Genomic DNA, 23,194 nt, shown 5'->3' with positions numbered 1-23,194 from the left:
TGAGCAAGAAGAGCACCGCGTTACTTACTGCGGGAAGTAAGCAAGCTGGCAGCTACAGATAGAGCAAGAATCAGGCCAACAATAACCAGGGCTGCGCTCACAGGAATCTTGTAGATATCAAGCAGCAACATCTTTAGCCCGATGAACATCAGAATCACGGCCAGGCCATACTTGAGGAGATGGAAACGCTGGGCCATGTCAGCAAGCAGGAAGTACATTGCCCGGAGACCAAGGATAGCAAAGACATTGGAGGTAAAGACAATAAACGGATCATTAGTCACGGCAAAGATAGCAGGAATGGAGTCCACAGCAAAGATCAAGTCAGTAGCTTCCACCAAAACAAGCACCACAAACATGGGCGTGGCATAACGCACACCTTGTTGTAGGACAAAGAACTGCTCGCCGTGATATTGATTAGTGATCTTCATATGGCCACGCATCCAGCGCAACAGAGGGTTCTGTTCTAGGTTTGGCTCTTGATTGGCAAAGACAAGCATCTTCACACCTGTTAGTACCAAGAAGAGACCAAACAGGTAAAGTATCCAATGAAACTTGGCCAGCAGCATTGCCCCAATGAAAATCAGCACAGCACGCATCACAATGGCACCCAGAACACCATAGAGCAGCACGCGTTTCTGGAAAGCTGGTGGTACAGCAAAGAAGTTGAAGAGGGTAATCCAGATAAAGACATTATCCACAGCCAGGGACTTTTCAATTAAATAGCCGGTGAGGAACTCCAGAGCCTTTCTGTTGGCTAGGCCAGTCCCGTATTTGGCATCCAGGTGGCACCATAATCCGCCACAAAAGATCAAGGCTACAGCAATCCACACCGCTGACCACGCCGCTGCTTCCTTGATACTTACCTTGTGACTACCTTGCACCTTGAGTGCCATGAAGTCAACGGCAAGCAAGACCAGAACCAGCACGCTAAAGCTGAAATAAAACACCGGACTGCCAATAGATTCAAGCATAAGAATATCCCTTCCTCCTTAGGATGTGAATTGTAGTCAGTTCGCGACTACGAAAAATACCTCATTCTTTTTTGTATGGCATACGCAGGAGGGATGTCAATAGAATATGTACCACAAAGCGACCATCAACAGGACGAGAGGGGAGTATGCAGGATGGTTTCCGCCAAGTTCTGGGTCTTATCGTCTAACCTGATTTCTCGCATAAACAGGACTGCGGTCTGCAAAATGCCTCGGCAGGACGAAGCAGGCAGGGATGAGTAGGGAAGGTAGGTAAATCTGGGTGAGTGTCTGGCATCAAGCGATGCCGCTGGAAAAGGCAGTGAAGTGCGCTGTTTTTGCTCCAGCGGCTCAGGCGGTGTAGATATTGGGCCTCCACGAGACAACATAATCTATATTATGCGACATGAACTACCTGGGGGCTGGTCTGCGAACTTCTTCTATTCTTCTATAACACCGGCGAAACCAGGCCAACAAACATGAAGCTGCACAGCGACAGTATAAACATCAGGACAACAAAAGAACGCAGCAACAAAGGCAAAAGCAGCCGTTCGCTTCTGGCGATTAGCACGCCGAGCATAGGCAAAACAGGCAGCATGTAGCGGCCTTGCGGCTGGAAATCCTTGCTCCAAGAGGCCCAAGCTCCCCCACCGATCAGGGCAAGACTGCACACGGTCAGATTAAGTAGCAACAGACGCTCCCACCAGCTCCCCCGCAGTAGCACGCTCAAATACACAAAGCCAAGGAAGAGCCAGCCACAGTTCTGCATGAATGTATAATATCTCTTGCTGCCCGCTACACTCATCTGGCCATAGACTCCATAAAAGCTGCGGATGATGTGGCCGCCCCAGCGGTATTTATCACCGAAAACCTCTTTGAAGCGCACACCCCGCTCCCGCAGATACAGGTGTGGATGCTTTTTGGCCAGCGCAGTACTGGGTTTGTACATGGTCTCTGCCCGTTCTTCCTTAAGCTGCTGGAGCTTTGCTGTCTTGTTCCAGCCATTGACATAAAGATCCAAGCTAGAACGAATACCGAACAAGGCAAGACCGATTCCGGCAACTGCCATGAGCCTTCGCAATGACAACCAAGAAAACTGCTGCCGCTGAATGAGAAGATATAGGCAGGCGAACGGAATAAAGATATAGAAATTTTTTTTGATCAGCAGGAGAAAACCAGCGAGCAACCCAAGTAACGCGAGAGATAGCCAGCCATTGGCTCGTCCTGCAAGTAAACGATTGAAAAAGGACTCTTGCTCGATCAGCTGATAGGCAGCGAGTAGAGTGATGAACAAAGCAAAGGCATCTGAATTGCAGTAACTGAATAAATACCAGCCCTGCGGAGTCATGAGAAAAGGCAGGAGAAGCAAGCGGGCTGCCAATGACTGAAAGGTTAGCAGCACCAGGCCGCCGAGTAACAGCACGTTAAAAAAGCGGTATCGCTGATAGGACGCGAAAGGGAACGGCTCAGTCAGCTTGGAAAATTTGCCAATCAGAAAGTAGGCAATTTCCCGCGAATTGAGCCGAGAAACACCGTAGCCGCTGTAGCTCGCGGCGATTTCCGGTGCTTCTGCGGCAGGCATCAGCCAGTGCTGTTCATAATAGGCCGCTGCCGCTTTATGCACCAGTTCATCAGGATGGCTATAGGGCTTGGTTCTTGCGGCCATGACCGCAACCAGCAGCAACACGCCGACAGCCAGCAAGGAAACATAGCGGAACTCGGGGATCAAAGGCGTAAACGCCTTGAGCAGCAAATGCAGAACTAAGACCAGGATGATAAAACGGCCTACCTCGGCCAACAGACCGCTGGCTGAAGCATTGAGTTGATCAAGATAAAGATCAGGCGAGCCATTCTCAGAAGCCACTGTCCAGCCCCAGCCTTCGATAAAGGACAGCGTGGAAATATTCCTGCCTTGGCGGAAGCGGGCAAAGTCAGCCTGATCGTCAAACACTATGGGCTGAAAACCCGGCTGGGTGATGGTAATCCGGCGGAAGATGACTGTGCCAGGAGCCTTGCTCATCGGGGCAAAGCGCAGAGAGTGCATCTTCCGTAGATCGTCGAGAAAGAAGCCAGTCTTCCCGTCGTTTTTGATAAGATGCCCTCCGCTCGTGTTGCTCCGGGAGTAATTCCCCCATGCCATCTGAATAGCAGTGTCATGATCCGTGGTATAATCAAATTCAACATAGGCCCGGCTGAAAAAGAAGTAATGATACACGAACGCGGACACCACGATCAGAACAAGCAGTCCGGCCTGTTTCTTCAGGAGGCTGAGAAAAGCAGAAAGGGCGATCATCTTGGCAAAAATATATAGGAAGGGGTGAACTGTCTCTGAGAGACAAGGGAGAATACCGCATCGGTACTAAGAATTCAAGTTCAAGCAAAATGCCGCAAGCCCTTCTTCCCGTTACGGTCGTGATGCACCGCAAGAGATGTTCATCGCAGGCTTGACAGGCCGCAGCCGCAAGCATAAAGTAGGTCGGCTGTCTGCCTAAAAAGCGGTTCTCTCCGCACAACCCAGATGTTTACCCATTCTATGCGCCGTTTCTTTTACGACCCAGTCCATGAGACTGCTGATTGCGTCCTGATCAGCGGCGCAGAGGCGCATCATCTCCGCGCTGTGCTGCGGATGCGTCTGGGAGAAACAGCAGAACTCTTTGATGGCAGCGGGCGAATCCTCTCCGGCCAGATTGAACAGATCAGCCCGGACAGCGTGACCTTTCGCATCCTTGCTCGCCGCCAAGAGCCAGAGAGCCGCAGCCCTTTGACCTTAGCCCTGGCCTTCCTGAAAGGCAAGAAAATGGATATGGTCGTACAAAAGGCCACCGAGCTGGGGGTGCATCGCTTTCTGCCGCTGGTCACTCGCTATTGCGAGCCGCAGGGCAAGGATCATCAGCTCCTCGACCGCTGGCAGCGAATCATGCTGGAAGCCTGTAAGCAATGCGGCAGGCCAGTGCCGATGCAACTCAGCCAGCCGCTGCCCTTCCAGGAAGTGGCTTGGCCAGCAGACAGCCGCAAAATCATAGCCTGGGAGAATGAGACCACCTGCTCGTTGGCTGCGCTGGGCCTAGAAGCGGGCAACCCCGTGGTGCTGCTGATCGGGCCAGAAGGCGGCTTTCATCCTACGGAAGTAGAACACGCCAAAACGTGCGGCTTCAACACGATTTCCCTTGGGCCACGGATATTGCGGGCAGAGACAGCGGCCCTAACTGCTGTTGTGTTGGCCCAGCAGGCAGTTGGCAACCTTGAACCCTGATTTTTTCATCCATAGACCATGACTCTCCGAAAAATATACACCCATCCCCATCCTGTGCTGCGGGAAAAAGCAGCCAAGATCACTGAATTTGACGATAAGCTCCGGCAATTGGCCAAAGATATGGGGGAAACCATGTACGCGGCCAAAGGCGTAGGGTTAGCGGGCAACCAGATCGGCCTTGCGCGCCAGATCATTGTGGTTGATATCTCTGCCCATGAGGACGAGCAGCGCTACCTCACCCTGATCAACCCGGTGATTTCTGAAGGCGAGGGATCTGAGAGCGATAAGGAAGGCTGCCTGAGCGTGGCTGAGTATGATGCCAAGGTGGTGCGCTTTAAGAAAATCCGCGTCACAGCCCAAGATTTGGAAGGGAATCCCCTGGATTTCATCGCGGAAGCCCGCTTTGCCCGGATCATCCAGCACGAGGTTGATCATCTGCACGGCAAGCTGTTTATTGATCGCCTCAGCAAACTTAAGCAGGACATGTATAAGCGGAAGCTGAAGAAGATACTCGATAAGCAGGAAGGATAAGCGCGTGGGCAGCGAAGAAAAACTAGGAAGCAGGCAGGAAAAAGGGTCGTGCAGTGCTGCAGAATGGTTTTCCCCTGCTGCAGAATGGTTTTTCACCCTTGCACTGTCATTTTTACCTGCTACTCTGTCATTTTGCTCTGCTGCTTTGTCATTTTTCACCGCTGCACTGTCATTTTGTTGGCTTCCCCGAAGACTTTTCCCCCCTGCACGATGATTTTTACCGCAAGCAGCAGAAGAGGCACAAGCTGCACCGAAGGCTTGACAGCTCCCTCTGTCCGGCATAAAGTGGATTTTTTTGCAGTGCAGCCAGTTTTTTCCCTTTTTCTGCCAAGAAATATCGCATGAATCCTCCCCTGCGCATTGTTTTTATGGGCACCCCACTGTTTGCCCTGCCCAGTCTTCAGGTGCTCCTTGACAGCCCGGATTCGGTGGTCAGCGTGGTCTGTCGGACAGACAGCGTGCAAGGTCGGGGCCGAAAATGCTGCCCGCCACCAGTCAAAACCCTGGCTGAACAGGCTGGGATTCCGGTTTTGCAGCCAGAATCCATCCGCAATGATGAGTTTTTGGCCAGCATCCAGGCTCTCCAGCCTGACTTGATGGTGGTCATTGCCTATGGTAAAATTTTGCCAGGCCGCTTGCTCCGTTTGCCCCGTTTTGGTACCATCAACGTGCATGGTTCGCTCCTGCCCAAATACCGGGGAGCTGCGCCCATCCAGCGTGCCCTGATTAACGGCGAGAGCGAAACCGGGGTCACGATCATGCAGATGGACGAGGGCATTGATACCGGCGATATCCTGCTACCTGCTCGGCTACCGATTAGTGAAGACGACACGGGTGCTACGCTTTCTAGCAAGTTAGCCCAACTTGGCAGCGAAGCCTTGCGGGAAGCCATCGTGCGGTTAAAAGAAGGTCGGCTTCCAGCCAGCAAGCAGGATGATACCCAGGCCAGTTACGCGCCCATGCTGGATAAAGAGCTGGGGCATCTCAACTGGAACCGCCCGGCCCGCGAGCTGCACTGCCTGATTCGCGGCCTTGACCCTTGGCCTTCGGCGTATGGCTTCATTGACGGCAGACGTTTCCGCTTCTTCCAGCCGCAGGTCGTTCCGGGCGAGGTACAAGAGCTGCCTGGTACCCTCTGTCGCGCTGACCGCAACGGAGTTGTCGTGGCTACGGCTCAGGATTACTTGTTGATCCGCGAAATCCAACCCGAGGGGAAAAAGCGGATGTGTGTTCAGGCCTGCATTTGCGGGATGCAGCTGCCTATCGGCCAACAATTTTCCTAATTTGAGGTGGCCATGCCAACGATTTGCTACTTGGACTGCTTTTCCGGGATTAGCGGCAACATGTTGCTCGGTGCCCTGTTGAGTGCCGGGCTATCCGAAGCGGTGTTGCGTGAGGAATTAGACAAGCTAAAGCTGCCCGGCTGGAAGCTGGAGATCAGACCTGTGGTCAAGGCTGGGATCCGGGCGATCATGGCCAGGGTTCGCACTGAGGAAACCGACGAGCTGCGGCATTTGGCAGACATTCAGGCCTTGCTGGAGCAATCTGCATTAGAAAAGCCCCTTGTTGATCGGGCTTTAGCCGTGTTTCGGCGGCTAGCCGAGGCTGAAGCCCGCGTGCACGGCACCACGCCTGAGGAAGTCCATTTCCACGAGATCGGCGCAGTGGACGCGATCATCGATATCGTCGGCGCAGTGCTTGGCCTGCATCATCTTGGCATTCACGAGGTCATCTGCTCGCCTTTACCCCTGCCACGCGGTTGGGTCCGCTGTGCTCACGGCGAGTTACCCCTGCCCGCGCCTGCGGTTTGCGAGTTGTTGAAAGGCGTACCTGTGCAGGGCGAAAATCTTGCCCAGGAATTGGTCACGCCTACAGGTGCGGCCCTGGCTGTCGAACTGAGCCGCTCCTTTGGCCCCTTGCCGCCCATGACCTTGACCCAGACCGGCTTTGGCGCAGGTTCCCGCGAACGCCGCGACCGGCGGCCCAATCTACTACGCCTGCTGATCGGGCGTGGGCAGGTGGTTGAGGAGACGCAACTGGTCGAGGTGATCGAAACCCACCTGGATGACTGGAACCCAGAGTTCTGGCCGCATGTTTCTGCTAAACTGATGGATGCAGGCGCATTGGATGTCAGCCTGGTTCCCATCCAGATGAAGAAAGGTCGTCCTGGTTTTTTGCTCTGCCTCCTAGCTGATCCTGCCCATGCGGCCCGGCTCAAGGAGATTATCTTGCGTGAGACCAGTGCGGTTGGTCTTCGCTATCATGCTGTCCAGCGACTTACCTTGTCCCGCACCACGATTGAGCTGGTTACACCCTGGGGCAAGGTGCGGGGCAAGCAGGTTGAGCTGCCTGACGGCTACCGGATCAAGCCGGAATACGAGGATTGCGCCAAACTGGCCAAGGAATACAAAATTCCCCTCCAGCAGGTCTATGCAGCAGCTGTCACTGCGGACGAGCATGGATAAACTCTTTCTTTTCATCGCGACAGGCGCAGGGAGCGGCTATCTGCCCAAGGCACCTGGTACCTGGGGTTCATTGGTCGGCGTAGTGTTGTGGTTATGTCTGCGTCCGCTGGCTTTGAGCACCTATCTGACGGTGCTGGCCGGGCTGTTTATCGTCGGCACCATGGCTGCTGGTGCAGCAGAAAAGCTGGTTGATCAAGGCGACCCTGGCCTGGTGGTGATTGACGAGATTTTCGGCCAGCTTATTGCCCTGACTTTGGCTCCTGCCCACCCGCTGGCTGCTGTTGCCGGGTTTATCCTCTTTCGCTTCTTCGATATCCGCAAGCCTTTTCCAGTGGGCTGGCTGGATCGCCGCATTCACGGCGGCTTGGGCATCATGCTCGACGATGCTGCTGCCGGATTGCTCGCCTTGGCAGTGCTGCAGGCCGGATTGCGCCTGCTCGGGCTGGAATAAGCACCGGTCTCCTACTATTTGCTGCCTTTGCAAAAATATTTGTAGATTTTTCTGAAAGTATCTGGCATTCGTATGAAGATACGAATCAGAAATTTTTGCCACAGGCAGTTGTTTATTCACCATCACCAAAAGGGGGAGCTGATGTCTGACAACCTTGCCGCCATTCTTGCCCGCAGTAACAATGATCCAACCCGGCTTGTTGACATTCTGAACGAGATTCAAGCCGCTGAAGGCTGCATCAGCGAAGCCGCCATCGACTGGATTGGCCGAGCCACAGGTCTCTCACGCGTGAACATCGAGCAGACCCTCTCATTTTATCACTTCTTTTCGCGGACTCAGCGCGGCAAATACACAGTCTATCTCAACAACAGCGCAGTGTCGGAAATGATGGGCTGTAGCGCGGTTGCAGCCGCCTTTGAGGAGGCTGCGGGCTGCTTGTTCGGCTCTGTTACGCCAGATGGCCTGATTGGTCTTTTTTATACCGCTGACATCGGCATGAATGATCAGGAAGTTGCGGCCATTATCAACGATGTTGTCTTTACTTGCCTGACACCGGAGAAGGCGAGACAACTGGTCAGGGCGATGCAACAAGGCATCGCTGTCCAAGACCTGGTGACGGAATACGGCGACGGCAACAACTGTAGTGAGCGCGTCTGCTCGATGGTGAGAAACAACATCCAAAAGACCGGGCCGGTGTATTTCGGTGCCTATCAACAGGGCGCAGCCATCAAGAAATGTGTCACCATGTCGCCACAGGATGTCATCAGTGAAATGAAAAAGGCCTATTTGCGCGGACGCGGTGGCGCAGGCTTTCCGACCGGGATGAAATGGGAACTTTGCACAAAAGCAAAGGATCCTCGCCGCTGCGTGATTGCCAATGCTGACGAAGGCGAGCCAGGTACCTTCAAAGATCGGGTTTTGATGACCGAATTGCCGCATTTGCTGTTCGAGGGAATGGCCGTGTGCGGCTACGCTATTGGTGCGACAACAGGCATTGTTTATCTGCGGGCCGAATACCGCTACCTCAAAGCCCATCTTGAGCATATACTGGCGCAGATGCGTTTAGCCAATCTGCTGGGCAACAGTATTGGCGGTAAGACAGGGTTTGATTTCGACATCAGGATTCAGCTTGGTGCTGGCGCGTATGTCTGCGGTGAAGAGTCAGCTTTAATTGAATCTGCTGAAGGCAAGCGAGGTGAACCAAGGGATCGCCCACCGTTTCCTGTGGAAAAAGGGTATCTCGCCATTCCCACCGTGGTTGATAATGTCGAGACCTTCTCCACAGTTGTCCAGATCATTGACAAGGGCGCAGAATGGTTCAGCAGTATGGGTACTCGTGATTCCAAAGGTACCAAACTACTGTCGATTTCCGGTGACTGCGACCATCCTGGCGTATACGAGGTACCATTCGGCACGACGATAGGCGAGCTGTTGACAATGGCAGGTGCCCGCGATCCGCTGGCAGTGCAGGTTGGTGGGCCTTCAGGCAGCTGCATCAGTGCTGCGCAACGGGATGTCATTATCGCCTTTGAAGGCTGTTCCACAGCTGGTTCGATCATCATCATTGGCTCGCAACGTGACCTGCTGGCGATCATGTATAATTTCATGGAATTTTTTACAGATGAATCCTGCGGTTCTTGCGCTCCTTGCCGGATGGGAACCGTGCTGATGCGCAACACGCTCAAGCGGATTATCAACAGGCAGGGGACAGCAGAGGATTTGACCACCTTGCGCGAGTTAGGTGCAGTGATGAAGAAAGCCAACAAATGCGGCTTGGGACAAACAGCCCCTAATCCGGTGCTGACTTCAATGGCCAATTTCCCGGAGATATACAACGCGCTCCTGCCTGAAGAGAGCGACATCCTGCCCCGATTTGATCTGGCCACGGCAGTGCAAGCATCATGCGCCTATGTCGGCAGAACTCCCAACCTCAGCCCAGAGCATGTATTATGAGCGAGACAGTGACGTTCACCATTGATGGTCGGGAAATAACGGCCAGCATAGGGCAGACCATTGTGCAGGCTGCCCGGCAACATGGCATCTACATCCCGACGCTGTGCTATCTTCATGATGTTGTTGCGCCTGGCACCTGCCGGATTTGCACGGTCAAGGTCAATGGTCGAACAACCTCAGCCTGCACAACACATGCCCTACAGGGCATAGTTGTTGAGAACGATACCCCGGAACTCAATGAAATGCGCAAGGCCATTGTCGAGATGCTGTATGTAGAGGGTAATCATTTTTGCCCCTCCTGCGAAAAGAGCGGCATGTGCGAGTTGCAAGCCCTTGCCTATCGGTTTCAGATATTTGCTCCACGGTTTGACTACAGCTTCTCCCAGCGGAGCATTAATGCCTTTTCGCCCAAGCTGCTGATTGACTACAACCGCTGCGTGCTCTGTAGGCGCTGCGTGCAGGCTATTCGCACTGAGGACGGTACGCCCTTGTTTGCCTTCACAAACCGGGGCAACAAGACCTCCATCACCATTGATCTTGAGCTTGCCGCAAAGATGTCGGATGAGCAGGCGCAGAAGGCTATGAACATCTGTCCGGTCGGCGCGATCATCCACAAAGAGCAGGGCTTTATCACTCCGATAGGGCAGCGCAAATACGATCATCAACCCATAGGCAGTGACATTACCTGCTGACAATGACAAGCGGAGGAATTTCATGAGCAAACCAGTCATTGCAACCACCTCGCTGGCCGGCTGCTTTGGGTGTCACATGTCGCTTCTTGACATTGATGAACGACTTGTCCAACTAATTGAGTTGGTCGAATTTAACAAATCACCCATTAACGACATTAAGACCTTCACGCGACAGTGTGATATTGGCCTGATTGAAGGCGGTTGCTGCAACAGCGAGAACGTTAAAATCCTGCAAGAGTTTCGTAGGCACTGCAAGAGCTTAGTAGCTGTAGGCCAATGCGCCATCATGGGTGGCTTACCAGCAATGCGGAACAATATTCCTGTGCAAGAATGCTTAAAGGAAGCCTACCTGAACTCGCCTACTACCAGAGGGGCTAATCCAGATAAAATTCTCCCAAACGACGATGAGCTGCCCATGATCCTCGATAGGGTCTATTCTTGTCGCGAAATAGTTAAAATAGACTATTTCCTGCCTGGCTGTCCACCCAGGGCTGACCTGATTTGGAATGCGCTGTATGCGCTAGTAACTGGCAATGCGCTGGAACTGCCCTACGAAGTAGTGAAATTCGATTGAAAGGAGGACGAGGTCTGTCATGGCACAAAAGATTACTATTGATCCAGTAACCCGGGTCGAAGGTCACGGCAAAGTGACCATCCATTTAGACGACAAGCATAACGTGGTGCAGAGTAGGCTGCACATCGTTGAATTCCGTGGCTTTGAACGCTTTGTCTGCGGGCGGCCTTATTGGGAAGCACCAGTGCTGGTCCAGCGTCTTTGCGGCATCTGTCCAGTGAGTCATCATCTTGCCGCAGCCAAGGCGATAGACGTTATTGTTGGAGCTGGAACTGGCAACGGCCTAACACCAGTCGGTGAGAAGATGCGCCGTCTTATGCACTACGGGCAAATGTTTCAATCGCATGTCCTCCACTTCTTTCACTTGGCTTCTCCTGATCTGCTTTTTGGTATTGATGCAGATCCAGTAACGAGGAATGTGATAGGTCTTGCCTTGCAGCATCCTGAACTAGCACGGCAGGCAATTCTGATGCGCAAGTACGGTCAGGAGATTATTGCGGCAACAGCTGGGAAAAAGATTCATGGCACAGGAGCCATCCCAGGCGGGATCAACAAGAACTTATCTCTTGCCGAGAGGGATGCTTTTATTTATGGCATCGGTGGCGATAAAGATCTGTCCATCAACAAGATGATTTCCTGGTCAGAAGCAGCCCTTGCTTTACTGAAAGCATATCATAAGGACCATACCGCCCTCTTAGACACCTTCGCGGCCTTTCCCTCTAACCATCTGGCACTGGTGCGCCATGATGGGGCACTGGATCTGTATCACGGTATTATCCGTGCTGTTGATGCAACTGGTAAGCGGCTCGTTAATGATGTTGACACCCAGGAATATCTGGATGTTGTTGCCGAGGAAGTGCGCTCTTGGACCTACATGAAGTTCCCGTTTATCAAGGATCTGGGAAAAGAGCACGGCTGGTACCGCGTGGGGCCACTGGCCCGGCTCAATGTCTGCGACTTCATTCCCACTCCACTTGCCCAACGTGAGTTCGAGCAGTTCCGGGCCTATACCAACGGCAAGCCTAACAACATGAGTATGCACTATCATTGGGCTAGGCTGATTGAGGTACTCCATGCTGCGGAAGTAATGAAAGAGCTGCTGCATGATCCTGATCTTCAGAGCGAAGACTTGGTAACTCAAGGAACACGGCGCGAACAAGGTATCGGCATTATCGAAGCACCACGCGGCACCCTGTTCCACCATTACAAGGTCAATGAGCAAGACCTCATTACGATGTGCAACCTGATAGTTTCCACGACCAACAACAACGAACCCATGAACCGGGCGGTCAACAGTGTCGCTGTGGTGCAGATGACTGGCCAGCAGAAAATCACTGAAGGTATGATGAATGCCGTAGAAGTAGCTATTCGAGCTTATGATCCGTGCCTGAGCTGTGCAACCCATGCTATGGGCCAGATGCCCCTTGAAGTGACTTTGCAGGATGCCAGCGGAGCCATTCTCGATCATAAAAGGAAAAACATGTGAAGGCCGCGCCTGCTATCTTAATCTACGGCTACGGTAATCCAGGCCGGGAAGACGACGGCGCAGGCATCGTTCTGGCAGGACAGATTGAAGCTGCTGCCCTGCCAGGCGTGACCATTGACACCAATTACCAGCTCAACATAGAGGATGCTCTGGTTCTTAAAGACTATGACCTGGTAGTTTTTGCCGATGCCTCGAAAAACCCTGTTGACCAGTTCCTGTTCCGCCGCCTGAAGCCGTCACCAAGCCTTTCCTATACCACCCATGCGATGCACCCAGAGGCAGTGCTGGCCTTATGTCTCCAGGTCTATCATATTGTGCCACCTACATATTTACTGGAAATAGCTGGGACATCGTATGAACTGCACGAGGGCCTGACTCCCGCTGCCGCCCGCAACACCGCCGCAGCCGTTCAGTTTATGCTTGAATTACTGCACTCCCCTACCCTAGCCCGCTTTGAGGCTGCTGCCGCTGCGACTTAAGGTCGCTTAGTTTATAATGCTTAGGACGAAGCGTCCATAATACTTAGGACAGAGTGACATAAGTACTTAGGAGGAAGTGTCCTAAGCATTATGAACGAAGTCTCCATAGTACTATAGACAAAGTCTCCTAAGCATTGTGGTCTGGGCGAACTGCGCCTTTGCCCCCTACCCTGCCCTAGTTTTCCGTTACAACCAACAAGTTTTAAGAAAGATCTCTGTATAATTCTTGAAAAATTGGCAGAATACTGCTATCTCTGACAGAAGGAAGACTAGAGACGAACGATCTGGAAAACTATGCCCTTCAGTAAACTATGAGTCCTGTCTCCCATTTTCTTATTGGCTGGCTGACCGCAAATGCTATCGGGGTTGCTCACCGCGAGCGGCTACTGATCACAGTGGCTGGTATTGCTCCTGATGTGGACGGACTGGGTATCATCGGGGATTATGTAACCCGCACCAGTGCCAGTCCTTTACACTGGTGGGGCGACTACCATCATGTCCTTGGCCACAATATCAGTTTTGGGATCTGTTTAGCTGCTGTGAGTTTTTTCCTCGCTAAACAGCAAAAAGGAGTTACAGTACTCTTTGTCCTGATCAGCTTTCATCTCCATCTGCTCTGTGATCTGCTTGGCTCGCGTGGGCCAGATGGTTATCAATGGCCGATCCCTTACCTGCTGCCCTTTTCCAAGGCCTGGTCATGGACATGGCAAGGCCAGTGGGCTTTAAATGCCTGGCCGAATCTGCTGATCACGCTATTGGCCATGGGCTTAACCTGTTATCTGGCTTGGCTGCGTGCGTATTCGCCGCTAGGATTGATATCCAGGAAGATTGACGAGCAGTTTGTTGCTGCCTTACGCTTAAGATTTGGTAAGCCGGATAAGCAATCCCTCTGAATACCCTCTATAACATAAATGCCCGTTTACGAATATACTGCCCTTGATGCGGCTGGCAAAAAGCACAAAGGCGTTTTAGATGCAGATTCTATTGCTGTAGCTCGGCAGAAAATCCGGCAGATCGGTAAATATCCCGTTGAGATCAAAGAGACCGTACCCCGAGGCAGAAGAGGCCAAATAGGAGCGGGCACAAGCAGCTTTTTCAGCCTCCAGAGCGGGCCACGCATCAAACAGCAGGAAGTGCATGTTGCCACCCGTCAACTGGCCACGTTACTCGGTGCGGGCATCCCGCTGGTTCCTGCTCTGACAGGATTAATTGAACAGACGAGCAATAAATCTCTCCAGACGATTGTTGCCCAGATCAAAGATTCAGTGAACGAGGGCAACTCGCTGACTGAATCGCTGGCCGAGCATCCCCGCCTCTTCTCCAAGGTCTATGTCAACATGGTACGGGCAGGCGAGGCCTCAGGTTCACTGGATGTAGTGCTGGAGCGGTTAGCCGAATTCGGCGAACGGCAACAAGCCCTGCGCTCGCGGATATCTGCCGCCCTGATCTACCCAATCTTCATGGCCTTTGTCGGCATTGGCGTGTTGTTTATGCTAATTACCTTCATTGTGCCCTCGATCACTAAGGTCTTTACCGACCGCAAACAAGCTTTGCCACTGCCCACCACCATTCTGATGCAAGTCAGTGGCTTTCTTCAACAGTATTGGTGGCTGGCTTTGCTCCTGCTACTTGCCAGCTTCTTGGGTTTGCGTATCTTCTTTCTGCAAAATCCCCAGGGCAGGCGCATCTGGGACCGGCTGAAGCTGACTCTGCCAGTGATCAGCGACCTCAATATTAAGATTGCCGCAGCTTCGCTAGGGCGGACTATGGCTAGTCTGCTCCAAGCTGGCGTGCCACTCGTCACCTCCCTCCAGATAGTTAAGAACATCCTCAACAACGTGCTGTTGACTGAGGTGCTAGAGCAAGCAGGCGAAGAGCTGGAAAAGGGCAAGAGTTTGTCAGGCTTCTTGCGGGGCAATAAATGGTTTACACCCATGCTGGTGCAGATGATTGCTGTGGGTGAGCAGAGTGGCTCGTTAGATAAGATGCTGGAAAAGGCAGCAGACAGCTACGAGAAAGAAGTAGAGAGCAAGGTCATGGCCATGACCTCAATGATCGAGCCAATCATGATCTTGGCGATGGGTATGGCCGTTGGCTTTATCGTGATGTCTATTCTGCTGCCGATCTTTGAGATGAATCAGCTGGTGAAATGAGGTCTATAGAAATAATAATTATTCCCTTTAATCTGTTTGATTTTTTTGCAAAAAAACATTGCAAGTATCATAAGAACACGTTAAGTTTAGTTGAACGGACGGCGAGATGGCCGTGCAACGAACATTAAGCACTATAAAGGAGAAAAAAATGAAACGGATGATGTCAGGATTGATTTTGGCAGCGATTTCTTTGATTCCACTAGGTGGTCATGCCGCTTGGTCGCCAACTATCACTGAATATGATCGTGATGCGTCTGGGTGGAGTAATGCTGTCAACGAGCCGTGTACTGAAGACTTTAATGATACAGTGTTAAATCCTGGATTAAATAAGGAATCGACACATCCAGGTCACTTTGATGTTGATAAGGGTGTATGGTGGGACATCATAGATAATGAGACATCATCAATAACAACTTGGACATTTGCCGCTCCTATTTATGCCTTTGGTGGAACGTGGAATCTTTATAGGCCTGGTGGGCCTGGTTCAAGTATCGACGTTCTTATCCAGGGTGTTTGGGTACATGTTGGCAATCTTTCCAATTGTCTCGGCTCCGGTACAGGCGGCACTGGCATTAGTTGTGGCAACTCAAATGCAGGATCTATAGGTGGTGAATTCTGGGGGTTTGTGTCTGACCTGCCTTTCACCGCGGTGCGTCTCCAAGAACCTGCTAATGCACCTGCTGGTTGGAAAGAAACGTATGAACTAGAGGATATGGTTTACGCTTATGCTGCTAATTCTCCTTTGGCCCAGCCTTTTACCACCTCAGGAGTAATAACAACGAAAACGGGAGCAAACAACGATCAGGCCATATTCAAGCTGAAGGGCGTGGCAGGCATCAAAGCTGCCGCACAAGCGGCTAAGGCTAGCGGGGTTGTGGATGCGCTGACGTTTACGGTAGCTGCGGTAGCTGCCCCCGGTACCCCGATCTTGACGCTCCCTTCTCCGGGAGCAATACCCAGTAGCTCATTAACGGTGACAGATACCCAGTTGAGATACACCATTCCCCTTCCTCCCGCAGGCAGTGGCAACCTTGATGAAGTGCGGTGTGTGTTTAGTACAGAGGAATGCGTGGTCAACATCAAAGGTGTTGATTTTGATCCAGCACTTTTAAACATTCTCACTTCAGAGGATACCACAGTAAGCATGACTGTGGATGGAACAATTTACACTGACAGCGGCTCTTGGACACAGGAGGACAGTGGAAGCGGCAGCTGGACCAAGTACAGGAAGTAAGTAGCCACAGCCACACACAGTACGCAGGTTGGATTGAGGAGATTTGCAATCCAACCTGCTTATGTCTCTCCCCATCCGTAGCTTCTCTCTACAAGATATACCTGCTCAAATCCTCGTTCTCAGAGATCACCGAGAGCTGCTGCCGCACATAATCTGCTGTCACGGTGAAGGTTTGCTCGCCCAACTCCGAGGCATCGTAGGACAGCTTATCGAGCACGCACTCCATCACCGTATGCAGTCGCCGGGCACCAATGTCTTCGGTCTTGCGGTTGACTTCTGCGGCAATTCGCGCCATTTCTCGGATTGCTGCTTCCTCAAATTCCAGCTCAGTGCCCTCGGTTTTCAGCAGGGCAGTGTATTGTTTGACCAAGGCATTGTTTGGTTCCGTGAGGATACGGAAGAATTCCTCCTCGCCAAGCGGGTGCAGGTTGACCCGAATGGGAAAACGGCCTTGCAACTCCGGGGCCAGGTCTGACGGTTTGTTGGTATAAAAGGCCCCAGAGGCAATAAACAGGATGTGATCCGTGCGCACTGGGCCGTACTTGGTGGTGACAGTCGAGCCTTCGACAATGGGTAGGAGATCACGCTGCACGCCTTCCCGCGAGATATCTGGCCCTGAGCCAGAACTGCCGCGTGAGGCGATCTTGTCGATTTCATCGAGGAAAATAATGCCGGTTTGCTCGGTGCGACGCACTGCTTTCTCGGCCACACTCTCAATATCTACCAACCGCTGCGCTTCTTCCTTCTTCAGATACTCAAGGGCTTCGGGCACCCGGATTTTGCGCTCCTGCTTCTGGCCCGGAAAGATCTTGGAGAAGGCCTCTTGTAATGAGGACTGCATATTCTCCATGCCAGAGGAGGCGGAAAACACTTCAACTATCTGCCCTTGCGGCCTGCCAGTGGCTACTTTCAACTCAACCATCCGGTCATCTAACTCGCCACTGTGCAGCATTCGGCGCAGCTTCTCGCGGGTTTTCGCAACACTGCTGCGCAGTCGGCTTTCCTCGGCATCCTCGTCGTAGGGCAGCTCGATGACCTCGCCCTCTTGGACTGGCTTTCGCTCTGGCAGCGGAAAAAGCAGGTCGAGCAGCCGCTCTTCTGCGGCGGCAGCGGCTTTGGCTGCCACGCTCTCTTCCTCTTCTTTCGTTACCATGTTGACGGCCAACTGCACCAGGTCGCGAATCATCGATTCCACGTCGCGGCCCACGTAGCCCACCTCAGTAAACTTGGAAGCCTCGACTTTGAGGAAAGGCGACTGGGCCAAATGTGCCAAGCGGCGGGCGATTTCCGTCTTGCCAACCCCGGTTGGGCCAATCATGATGATATTTTTCGGCGCAATCTCCTCGTTCAGCGGAGGCGGCACCTGTTGCCGCCGCCAGCGATTGCGCAGAGCTATGGCCACAGAGCGTTTAGCCTCGTTCTGACCGATGATATAGCGGTCAAGTTCCTCTACGGTCTGCTTCGGGGTGAGGGAATTTAAGGTAGTATTCATGTAGATCCTGTTATCTCAAAGAAAAAGAAACCGAGAGGAGCTGCGCAGTTGGTGCAAATCAGTTTACAGGGCAAGAGAGACAAGCCAATCTTCTCAGCAATCGAGTAATGCCTCTGACTCTGCCTTTTTTGCTCGCTGACCAAGGAGTTTGGCTTGGCAAAAGAGGAGTTCTGCCGACTTGGAAAGGAGTCTTGCTCGGCAGAAAAGGAGTCTGGCCGACTCCAACTCCTTTGTTACTCAGCCAAACTCCTTGGTAAGTCGGCAGGAAAGCAGTTTGGCCAAACAGAACTCCTTTCTGGCCAAGCCAAACTCCTCTGCTGCCGAGCAGCACTCCTTTGTTGCCGAGTAAAACTCCTTTCTCAGCGAGCCAAACTCGTTGGTAAACGAGCCGGACACGAGTTGCACCAGGTTGGTAGGCTGCTGAAATGGCTAGCAACTCTGTGGAGAGGGCTGCGCCTGCACCTTTTCCACGATCAGATTGTGATTGGTATAGACACAGATGGAGGCGGCTATCTTCATGGCTTCACGGGCAATGTTCTCGGCATCTAAATCCGAATGGGCGACCAATGCTGAGGCCGCTGCTTGGGCAAAAGCCCCGCCCGAACCAATGGCCAGGATGCCGTCATCCGATTCAATCACGTCGCCACTGCCAGAAAGCAGGAGGGAATATTTGCTATCCACGGCAATCAGCATGGCTTCTAGGCGGCGGAGCATTTTGTCGGTGCGCCAATCCTTGGCTAACTCCACTGAGGCCCGCATCAGGTTGCCATTGAACTGTTCCAGCTTCTGCTCAAGCCGGTCAAATAGGGTGAAAGCATCAGCGGTGGAGCCAGCAAAGCCGGTAATCACCTTATCATGGTGCAGCCGCCGCACCTTACGGGCATTATGCTTGATCACAGTTTGGCCAAGCGAGACCTGACCGTCGCCAGCCATGACCACTTCGCCTTTATGTCGGATGGCGAGAATCGTTGTTGAGCGGATGAGTTTCATACTTTCCGGGGAAAAAAATTGCTCTCAGCGTAGGCCGCTGCGTTTTTTCTGCGAACCAAAAGAAAGGCGGCCCAACAACCAGCCAAGCAACAGCACACCGCCACCAGAGAGGAACCAAATCACTTTGCCTGTATCCTCAACCGCTCGCCGTTCGGCCTTAATCATATTTTGTTCGTTGATACAGGCAGCAAGTTTGTCGCCTTCGCTATTTTGGTGCTCTTTCAGCGCAGAAAGCTCCATATTCAGATCATTATTCTTCCGCCGGAGCTGTTCATTTTCCGTTCGTAGGTTTTTGGTGTCTTCAACCACAGGTATGGCCGGGGTCAGCAACGATTTGGGGAGCCAGCCCTCTTCGCCATCCTGAAAGCGAACCTTGCCCCAGTCATTCCGCTCCTCCAGCAATTCGGTTTTATCGTTGACCCGCACCATCTTGATGATTTTATACTGCTCCCCTGCCCCTCTCCGCACGGGGATATCGATATTCTGGGAGACAAACATCGTTTGTGCCCCTGCCACAACCGGCAGCAGGAGGAAAGCAGCCCCTCCGGCAAGCAATGAAAGAAAGAGGCTGCGCGGCAGTTTTATCTCTGCTGAATGCGCTGGAAAAGAAATGTGCTGGCCTTCTACTGCCCGGTTGCCCCTGTTCATGGAAACGGCTCCTCCTTGCTGGTGGCGGTAATCTTGTTCGGACTGCACCGCTGTCTGGTTCCTGGCGATTACGGCTATAAATTGTCAGGCTACACTATAAAGCAGCTGCCAGACAAGTCAAGAAAAGCAGCAGAGGCATACTTTGTTGTCGAGCTAATTTTGGGCCTGCCTGAAGTCTGCCGCTTCTGGGGCCATTGAGCGCAAATGCAGGTCGCGCTGGGGAAAAGGCAGTTCAATGCCAGCTGCCTTCAGTTTTTTGTGCAAGACAAAGTAATAGTCGCTGTGCAGACCGGTGTTGGGCAGCAGCTGATACATGCGACACCAGACCCGAAGGGAGAATTGCAGGCCGTTTTCGCCAAAGCCCTCGAAAAAGACCAGGATCGGGTGGGTCTCATCCTCGCGGGTGATCTCCACCTCGCGGGCTGCCTCGCCTGCGAGCCGAACAATCTCCTCTGGATTGGCAGACTGGGCCACCAGAAAGGGGATGGTTAAGCGCCGCCAGTCGTCACTGTACATCCAACTCTTGACTTTGCCCGAGACAAACTCTGAGTTGGGGACAATAACATCTTCGCCGTCCCCTGTTTTGATTACGGTGAACCTGATCGCGATTTTCTTTACTTCCCCAGAAAGCCCATTCTCCAGATTAACAATGTCACCAGTTTTGATCACCTGTTCAACCAGGATGATAATGCCGCTGATAAAGTTGTTCATGATGGTTTGGAGACCAAAACCGATGCCAATACCGAGCGCACCGAAAATGACCGTGAGTTGGGTCAGATTGATGCCGATGGTATTGAGAATGATAAAGAAGACGAGCACGGAAGTGACATAATAGCCCAGGGTCGTGATCGAGGCTGCTGATCCTGACGAGAGGCGAGTTTTTGTCACCAGCACGGTAGCGGCTTTGCGGCGGGCACGCCGAAGGAGCAAGAGGGCGAACACGAGCAAAATGGCCAATTTCAACAGCGCGGCTAACGAGACATCGATCCCGTTGAAGGAAAAAAAGGGATAGCCAAGGGCGGAAAGAAAAATTTCCCAAATTGTCAGAAGATGGTTTAAAAAATTCATCGCAAGATATTGAGTTCTTTCATTTGAGATCCAGACTTTGGCAAAAGTTTCCTACGCGCCATTTTGCTGTATTTTCTCGCATTGGCCGCAATGTCGTCATCATACCTTGCTCCCTTCCCCCTGTCAAAACCTTCCCTTTTCCGGTACACTGCCAGAACCCTGTAACTCCCAACCGCAGCGCAAAGGAACGCTATGTCGAAAATTCGCCTTCTCTCAGATCAGCTCGCCAGCCGGATTGCTGCTGGCGAGGTTGTTGAACGGCCTGCTTCTGCTGTCAAGGAGCTGCTGGAAAACGCCCTTGATGCCGGAGCCAACTGGATTGAGATCCAAGTAGAGGATGATGGCACCCGGTTAATTCGTGTGGCAGACAATGGCTGCGGTATGGATCAGGATGACGTGCTGCTCTGCCTGGAACGCCACGCGACCTCTAAGCTCACTGAGGAAAGCCAGCTGGATGCCATCGCTACTCTCGGCTTTCGCGGCGAAGCCTTGCCCAGTATCGCCTCAGTGTCGCGACTCACTATCCTTTCTCGGCTCCACGAAGCTGTGGCTGGCACGCAAGCCGAGGTACGCTGCGGTATTCTCCACGATGTGCATGAGGTGGGCTGCGCTTGCGGCACCATTGTTGAAGTGCGCCAGCTCTTTGCCAACATCCCAGCTCGCCGCAAATTCCTCAAGAGCAAGCGCACCGAGTTGGCACATATCGAAGAGGTTATCCGCAACCAGGCTCTAGCCTATCCAGAAGTCGCTTTTTCCCTGTACGTCGATGAACGCAAGACCCTTGACCTCTCTATTGCCAGTTCAGAGCAACGATTGCGCGATGTCTGCCAATGGCCCAAAAATGAACTGTTGGCTATCGAGGCTACTGGCGATTTAACCGTGCATGGTTGGCTCCTGCCAGAGGGAATAGCGTCGGGTCTATTGCGGATTTGCGTCAATCGGCGGCCTGTGCAGGACAGAATGCTCCGTCATGCAGTGGCAGAAGGGATGCAGGGTCTGCTGATGAAGGGGCAGCAGCCCGCAGGTGGCCTGTTCCTGGAGTTTGCGCCGGAATTGGCCGACATTAACGTTCATCCAGCCAAGAGGGAAATCCGCTTCCGCAATGCTGGCGAGGTACATCAGGTCGTGGTAAAGGCTGTAGCTGAAGCAGTGCAGAAGCAAGAGGAGCAGCTGCGCGCCCGGCTCTTTGCTGCACCGAAAAAAGAGCAGGTGCAGACCGTGTTGCCGAATTTACCCAAAGAGAGCGGCTTGCTTACGGTGCCGCTTGTTGTCCAATCTGCGGAGCCGCAGCCGCAATTTCATACGCAGACTCCCCTGCCCTGCCCTGCCCTCTTGCCGTTGAAGGAGCCGAAGCGCAATAGCCTCCGGCTGATCGGCCAATTGCTGAATCTCTATCTCCTCTGCGAGCAAGAAGGTCAGCTCGTGGTGATAGATCAGCACGCAGCCCACGAGCGCATCCTGTATCAGCAGCTGCGGCAGCAGTATGAGCAGCGACAGCCCTTTAGTCAGGCCCTGCTCTTTCCAATCACAATGGAGCTGAAGCCTGAACAGGCGGATCTCTTGGAAAAGGAGCACGATTCTGTTGCCGCACTCGGCGTAGAAACGGAATTCTTTGGCGGTAGTACCTGGGTAATCAAGACCCTGCCTGCCTTGGCTGTGCATTTGTCGCCGCAGGAAGTGCTGCTCGATATATTAGACGGATTAGCCGCCCCTGTACCAGAGCATGTGGACAAATTATTGGCCTCATTAGCCTGCAAAGCAGCGGTTAAGGCGGGAAACCGCCTTCAGCCAGAAGAAATGCTGAAGCTGTTAGAGCAGATGGGCGGCTGCGAGGTCTTCTCGCACTGTCCGCATGGTCGCCCAGTGCTGAAGATATTCTCGTCGCAGGAGATGGAAAAGTGGTTTAGGAGGGGGTAGGCTTTTGCTTGTTATCTCGCGTTGATTCTCTTGGGTGAGTGTCGCGTACTCATATTTTCAAATAATATCGATGAAGATCGATCTCGGGCGGTCATGAGGATATTGTTTGCTTAATTTTGAATTTTACGCCTTTGATCGGATAGAAGTCAACCAGAACCAGGAAAAAATTTGACACGCTCGTCTTTTTTTTGTACCCTTTAATTAGGAATGGTTATCAATAGCAAAAAAGAAGGAACTACCCCTTCAAAAGAACATGTTGAGAAAGCATTTTCAATAGTCGAGGGAGGATACGATCATGCAACAATATATCATCGCAGCCTTAGCAACTAGCCTACTTATTATCGCCAATACAGCTTATCCTTTAGAAAGGAAAAAGACCTGCGTCAGAGGATACGAAAAAACTCCTAACGAAGCCTTTGCCCAGGGAGTAAAGCTGGCTGAACGTGTAGATGCGGTACAAGGGGGCGGAGAAAAGTGCCTGAACGCCAGTGTCCGCATTCACATATTACCGGAGAAAGTCGATGGCCTTTATGTGGTGGAGGTATATTCCTCGCCAAACAAGGGTTCCTGCGATCTGAAGCTGGAATAATAAGACAGCAGAGAGTGACCGACCTTAATCCTGCTAGACTGGAACTGCTTGGCCTTCATGACAGCCAGCATCTTGCTGCCGGTCTGCGGCCCGACCGCCGAGATGCTGGCGAGCAGGCTCATGTCGTGCTTCATGTCCGGCTGGCTGTCAATATGATCCGAGATCGCCTGCTGGAGTCGTTTGAGTTCCGCTTTATGAAAGCTGACAGAGCTGTCAATGGATTGCAGGACAAGAGGCGGAATGCTGACCGT

General features: G+C 52.6%; 21 protein-coding genes and 1 pseudogene. 14 read left to right on the top strand and 8 right to left on the bottom strand.

Annotated elements, in window-relative coordinates:
- Positions 1 to 20 precede the first annotated feature (20 nt).
- Together ACNKIB_RS05230 and ACNKIB_RS05225 are read right to left on the bottom strand one after the other, a co-directional pair.
- Entirely contained in the window at positions 21 to 971 is a 951-nt protein-coding gene (locus ACNKIB_RS05230; RefSeq protein WP_417909495.1) for a TerC family protein, read from the bottom strand.
- A 445-nt stretch (positions 972 to 1,416) separates the two neighbouring features.
- Positions 1,417 to 3,261 (bottom strand): hypothetical protein, encoded by a 1,845-nt coding sequence (locus ACNKIB_RS05225; protein ID WP_417909494.1) that lies wholly within the window; start codon positions 3,259 to 3,261, stop codon positions 1,417 to 1,419.
- A 225-nt stretch (positions 3,262 to 3,486) separates the two neighbouring features.
- Between ACNKIB_RS05225 and ACNKIB_RS05220 the strand changes: the two genes are divergently transcribed.
- The 13 genes from ACNKIB_RS05220 (at position 3,487) to ACNKIB_RS05160 (ending at position 16,239) form a co-directional block, all read left to right on the top strand.
- The gene (locus tag ACNKIB_RS05220; protein ID WP_417909493.1) at positions 3,487 to 4,221 is read left to right on the top strand and encodes a 16S rRNA (uracil(1498)-N(3))-methyltransferase; all 735 of its coding nucleotides are present in this window, start codon (positions 3,487 to 3,489) and stop codon (positions 4,219 to 4,221) included.
- An 18-nt stretch (positions 4,222 to 4,239) separates the two neighbouring features.
- Positions 4,240 to 4,752, top strand: coding sequence for a peptide deformylase (gene def / locus ACNKIB_RS05215; protein WP_417909492.1), 513 nt, complete (start codon positions 4,240 to 4,242; stop codon positions 4,750 to 4,752).
- A gap of 341 nt (positions 4,753 to 5,093) precedes the next feature.
- Positions 5,094 to 6,035: a methionyl-tRNA formyltransferase gene (fmt, locus tag ACNKIB_RS05210; RefSeq protein WP_417909491.1), complete on the top strand. Its 942-nt coding sequence runs from the start codon at positions 5,094 to 5,096 to the stop codon at positions 6,033 to 6,035.
- 12 nt (positions 6,036 to 6,047) lie between these two features.
- Positions 6,048 to 7,217, top strand: coding sequence for a nickel pincer cofactor biosynthesis protein LarC (gene larC / locus ACNKIB_RS05205; protein WP_417909490.1), 1,170 nt, complete (start codon positions 6,048 to 6,050; stop codon positions 7,215 to 7,217).
- Positions 7,183 to 7,668, top strand: coding sequence for a phosphatidylglycerophosphatase A (locus ACNKIB_RS05200; RefSeq protein WP_417909489.1), 486 nt, complete (start codon positions 7,183 to 7,185; stop codon positions 7,666 to 7,668). The genes larC and ACNKIB_RS05200 overlap by 35 nt, the downstream gene beginning before the upstream one ends.
- Positions 7,669 to 7,809: 141 nt before the next feature.
- Positions 7,810 to 9,621, top strand: a complete 1,812-nt coding sequence (locus ACNKIB_RS05195) for an NADH-ubiquinone oxidoreductase-F iron-sulfur binding region domain-containing protein (protein ID WP_417909488.1) — start codon at positions 7,810 to 7,812, stop codon at positions 9,619 to 9,621.
- Positions 9,618 to 10,313: a 2Fe-2S iron-sulfur cluster-binding protein gene (locus ACNKIB_RS05190; RefSeq protein ID WP_417909487.1), complete on the top strand. Its 696-nt coding sequence runs from the start codon at positions 9,618 to 9,620 to the stop codon at positions 10,311 to 10,313. Before ACNKIB_RS05195 ends, ACNKIB_RS05190 begins: the two co-directional genes overlap by 4 nt.
- Positions 10,314 to 10,335: 22 nt before the next feature.
- On the top strand, positions 10,336 to 10,887 hold the full coding sequence (locus ACNKIB_RS05185; RefSeq protein ID WP_417909486.1) for an NADP oxidoreductase: 552 nt from the start codon (positions 10,336 to 10,338) through the stop codon (positions 10,885 to 10,887).
- Between the two features lie 19 nt (positions 10,888 to 10,906).
- Positions 10,907 to 12,373: a Ni/Fe hydrogenase subunit alpha gene (locus ACNKIB_RS05180; protein ID WP_417909485.1), complete on the top strand. Its 1,467-nt coding sequence runs from the start codon at positions 10,907 to 10,909 to the stop codon at positions 12,371 to 12,373.
- On the top strand, positions 12,370 to 12,852 hold the full coding sequence (locus tag ACNKIB_RS05175; RefSeq protein WP_417909484.1) for a hydrogenase maturation protease: 483 nt from the start codon (positions 12,370 to 12,372) through the stop codon (positions 12,850 to 12,852). The genes ACNKIB_RS05180 and ACNKIB_RS05175 overlap by 4 nt, the downstream gene beginning before the upstream one ends.
- A gap of 311 nt (positions 12,853 to 13,163) precedes the next feature.
- On the top strand, positions 13,164 to 13,745 hold the full coding sequence (locus ACNKIB_RS05170) for a metal-dependent hydrolase (protein ID WP_417909483.1): 582 nt from the start codon (positions 13,164 to 13,166) through the stop codon (positions 13,743 to 13,745).
- Between the two features lie 18 nt (positions 13,746 to 13,763).
- Complete coding sequence (gene gspF / locus ACNKIB_RS05165) at positions 13,764 to 15,005, top strand: type II secretion system inner membrane protein GspF (RefSeq protein WP_417909482.1); 1,242 nt, start codon at positions 13,764 to 13,766, stop codon at positions 15,003 to 15,005.
- Between the two features lie 106 nt (positions 15,006 to 15,111).
- Complete coding sequence (locus ACNKIB_RS05160) at positions 15,112 to 16,239, top strand: hypothetical protein (RefSeq protein WP_417909481.1); 1,128 nt, start codon at positions 15,112 to 15,114, stop codon at positions 16,237 to 16,239.
- 88 nt (positions 16,240 to 16,327) lie between these two features.
- Here the strand turns inward: ACNKIB_RS05160 and hslU are convergent, their stop codons facing one another.
- The 5 genes from hslU to ACNKIB_RS05135 form a co-directional block, all read right to left on the bottom strand.
- Positions 16,328 to 17,731: an ATP-dependent protease ATPase subunit HslU gene (gene hslU, locus ACNKIB_RS05155; protein ID WP_417909480.1), complete on the bottom strand. Its 1,404-nt coding sequence runs from the start codon at positions 17,729 to 17,731 to the stop codon at positions 16,328 to 16,330.
- A gap of 237 nt (positions 17,732 to 17,968) precedes the next feature.
- Entirely contained in the window at positions 17,969 to 18,127 is a 159-nt protein-coding gene (locus ACNKIB_RS05150; protein ID WP_417909479.1) for a hypothetical protein, read from the bottom strand.
- Between the two features lie 33 nt (positions 18,128 to 18,160).
- A complete protein-coding gene (gene hslV / locus ACNKIB_RS05145) occupies positions 18,161 to 18,721 on the bottom strand; it encodes an ATP-dependent protease subunit HslV (protein WP_417909478.1) in 561 nt (186 codons plus the stop codon).
- A gap of 24 nt (positions 18,722 to 18,745) precedes the next feature.
- Positions 18,746 to 19,369, bottom strand: coding sequence for a TIGR04211 family SH3 domain-containing protein (locus ACNKIB_RS05140; RefSeq protein ID WP_417909477.1), 624 nt, complete (start codon positions 19,367 to 19,369; stop codon positions 18,746 to 18,748).
- Positions 19,370 to 19,522: 153 nt separating this feature from the next.
- Positions 19,523 to 20,437, bottom strand: a complete 915-nt coding sequence (locus tag ACNKIB_RS05135; protein WP_417909476.1) for a mechanosensitive ion channel family protein — start codon at positions 20,435 to 20,437, stop codon at positions 19,523 to 19,525.
- A gap of 192 nt (positions 20,438 to 20,629) precedes the next feature.
- Between ACNKIB_RS05135 and mutL the strand changes: the two genes are divergently transcribed.
- A complete protein-coding gene (gene mutL, locus ACNKIB_RS05130; protein WP_417909475.1) occupies positions 20,630 to 22,354 on the top strand; it encodes a DNA mismatch repair endonuclease MutL in 1,725 nt (574 codons plus the stop codon).
- Positions 22,355 to 22,882: 528 nt separating this feature from the next.
- Here the strand turns inward: mutL and ACNKIB_RS05125 are convergent.
- Positions 22,883 to 23,194: pseudogene (locus ACNKIB_RS05125) on the bottom strand (hypothetical protein); the annotation flags it as partial.

This window comes from Candidatus Electronema sp. PJ, assembly GCF_048287395.1.
GTDB lineage: Bacteria > Desulfobacterota > Desulfobulbia > Desulfobulbales > Desulfobulbaceae > Electronema.
Note: the sequence above shows the minus strand (reverse complement) of the source record. Positions and strands in the feature narration are given on the sequence as shown.

Excerpts from the sequence above, each read along its gene's own strand:
- ACNKIB_RS05230 (WP_417909495.1), bottom strand. The coding sequence starts at position 971 with ATGCTTGAATCTATTGGCAGTCCGGTGTTTTATTTCAGCTTTAGCGTG.
- ACNKIB_RS05225 (WP_417909494.1), bottom strand. The coding sequence starts at position 3,261 with ATGATCGCCCTTTCTGCTTTTCTCAGCCTCCTGAAGAAACAGGCCGGA.
- ACNKIB_RS05220 (WP_417909493.1), top strand. The coding sequence starts at position 3,487 with ATGTTTACCCATTCTATGCGCCGTTTCTTTTACGACCCAGTCCATGAG.
- def (WP_417909492.1), top strand. The coding sequence starts at position 4,240 with ATGACTCTCCGAAAAATATACACCCATCCCCATCCTGTGCTGCGGGAA.
- fmt (WP_417909491.1), top strand. The coding sequence starts at position 5,094 with ATGAATCCTCCCCTGCGCATTGTTTTTATGGGCACCCCACTGTTTGCC.
- larC (WP_417909490.1), top strand. The coding sequence starts at position 6,048 with ATGCCAACGATTTGCTACTTGGACTGCTTTTCCGGGATTAGCGGCAAC.
- ACNKIB_RS05200 (WP_417909489.1), top strand. The coding sequence starts at position 7,183 with ATGCAGCAGCTGTCACTGCGGACGAGCATGGATAAACTCTTTCTTTTC.
- ACNKIB_RS05195 (WP_417909488.1), top strand. The coding sequence starts at position 7,810 with ATGTCTGACAACCTTGCCGCCATTCTTGCCCGCAGTAACAATGATCCA.
- ACNKIB_RS05190 (WP_417909487.1), top strand. The coding sequence starts at position 9,618 with ATGAGCGAGACAGTGACGTTCACCATTGATGGTCGGGAAATAACGGCC.
- ACNKIB_RS05185 (WP_417909486.1), top strand. The coding sequence starts at position 10,336 with ATGAGCAAACCAGTCATTGCAACCACCTCGCTGGCCGGCTGCTTTGGG.
- ACNKIB_RS05180 (WP_417909485.1), top strand. The coding sequence starts at position 10,907 with ATGGCACAAAAGATTACTATTGATCCAGTAACCCGGGTCGAAGGTCAC.
- ACNKIB_RS05170 (WP_417909483.1), top strand. The coding sequence starts at position 13,164 with ATGAGTCCTGTCTCCCATTTTCTTATTGGCTGGCTGACCGCAAATGCT.
- gspF (WP_417909482.1), top strand. The coding sequence starts at position 13,764 with ATGCCCGTTTACGAATATACTGCCCTTGATGCGGCTGGCAAAAAGCAC.
- ACNKIB_RS05160 (WP_417909481.1), top strand. The coding sequence starts at position 15,112 with ATGGCCGTGCAACGAACATTAAGCACTATAAAGGAGAAAAAAATGAAA.
- hslU (WP_417909480.1), bottom strand. The coding sequence starts at position 17,731 with ATGAATACTACCTTAAATTCCCTCACCCCGAAGCAGACCGTAGAGGAA.
- hslV (WP_417909478.1), bottom strand. The coding sequence starts at position 18,721 with ATGAAACTCATCCGCTCAACAACGATTCTCGCCATCCGACATAAAGGC.
- ACNKIB_RS05140 (WP_417909477.1), bottom strand. The coding sequence starts at position 19,369 with ATGAACAGGGGCAACCGGGCAGTAGAAGGCCAGCACATTTCTTTTCCA.
- ACNKIB_RS05135 (WP_417909476.1), bottom strand. The coding sequence starts at position 20,437 with ATGAATTTTTTAAACCATCTTCTGACAATTTGGGAAATTTTTCTTTCC.
- mutL (WP_417909475.1), top strand. The coding sequence starts at position 20,630 with ATGTCGAAAATTCGCCTTCTCTCAGATCAGCTCGCCAGCCGGATTGCT.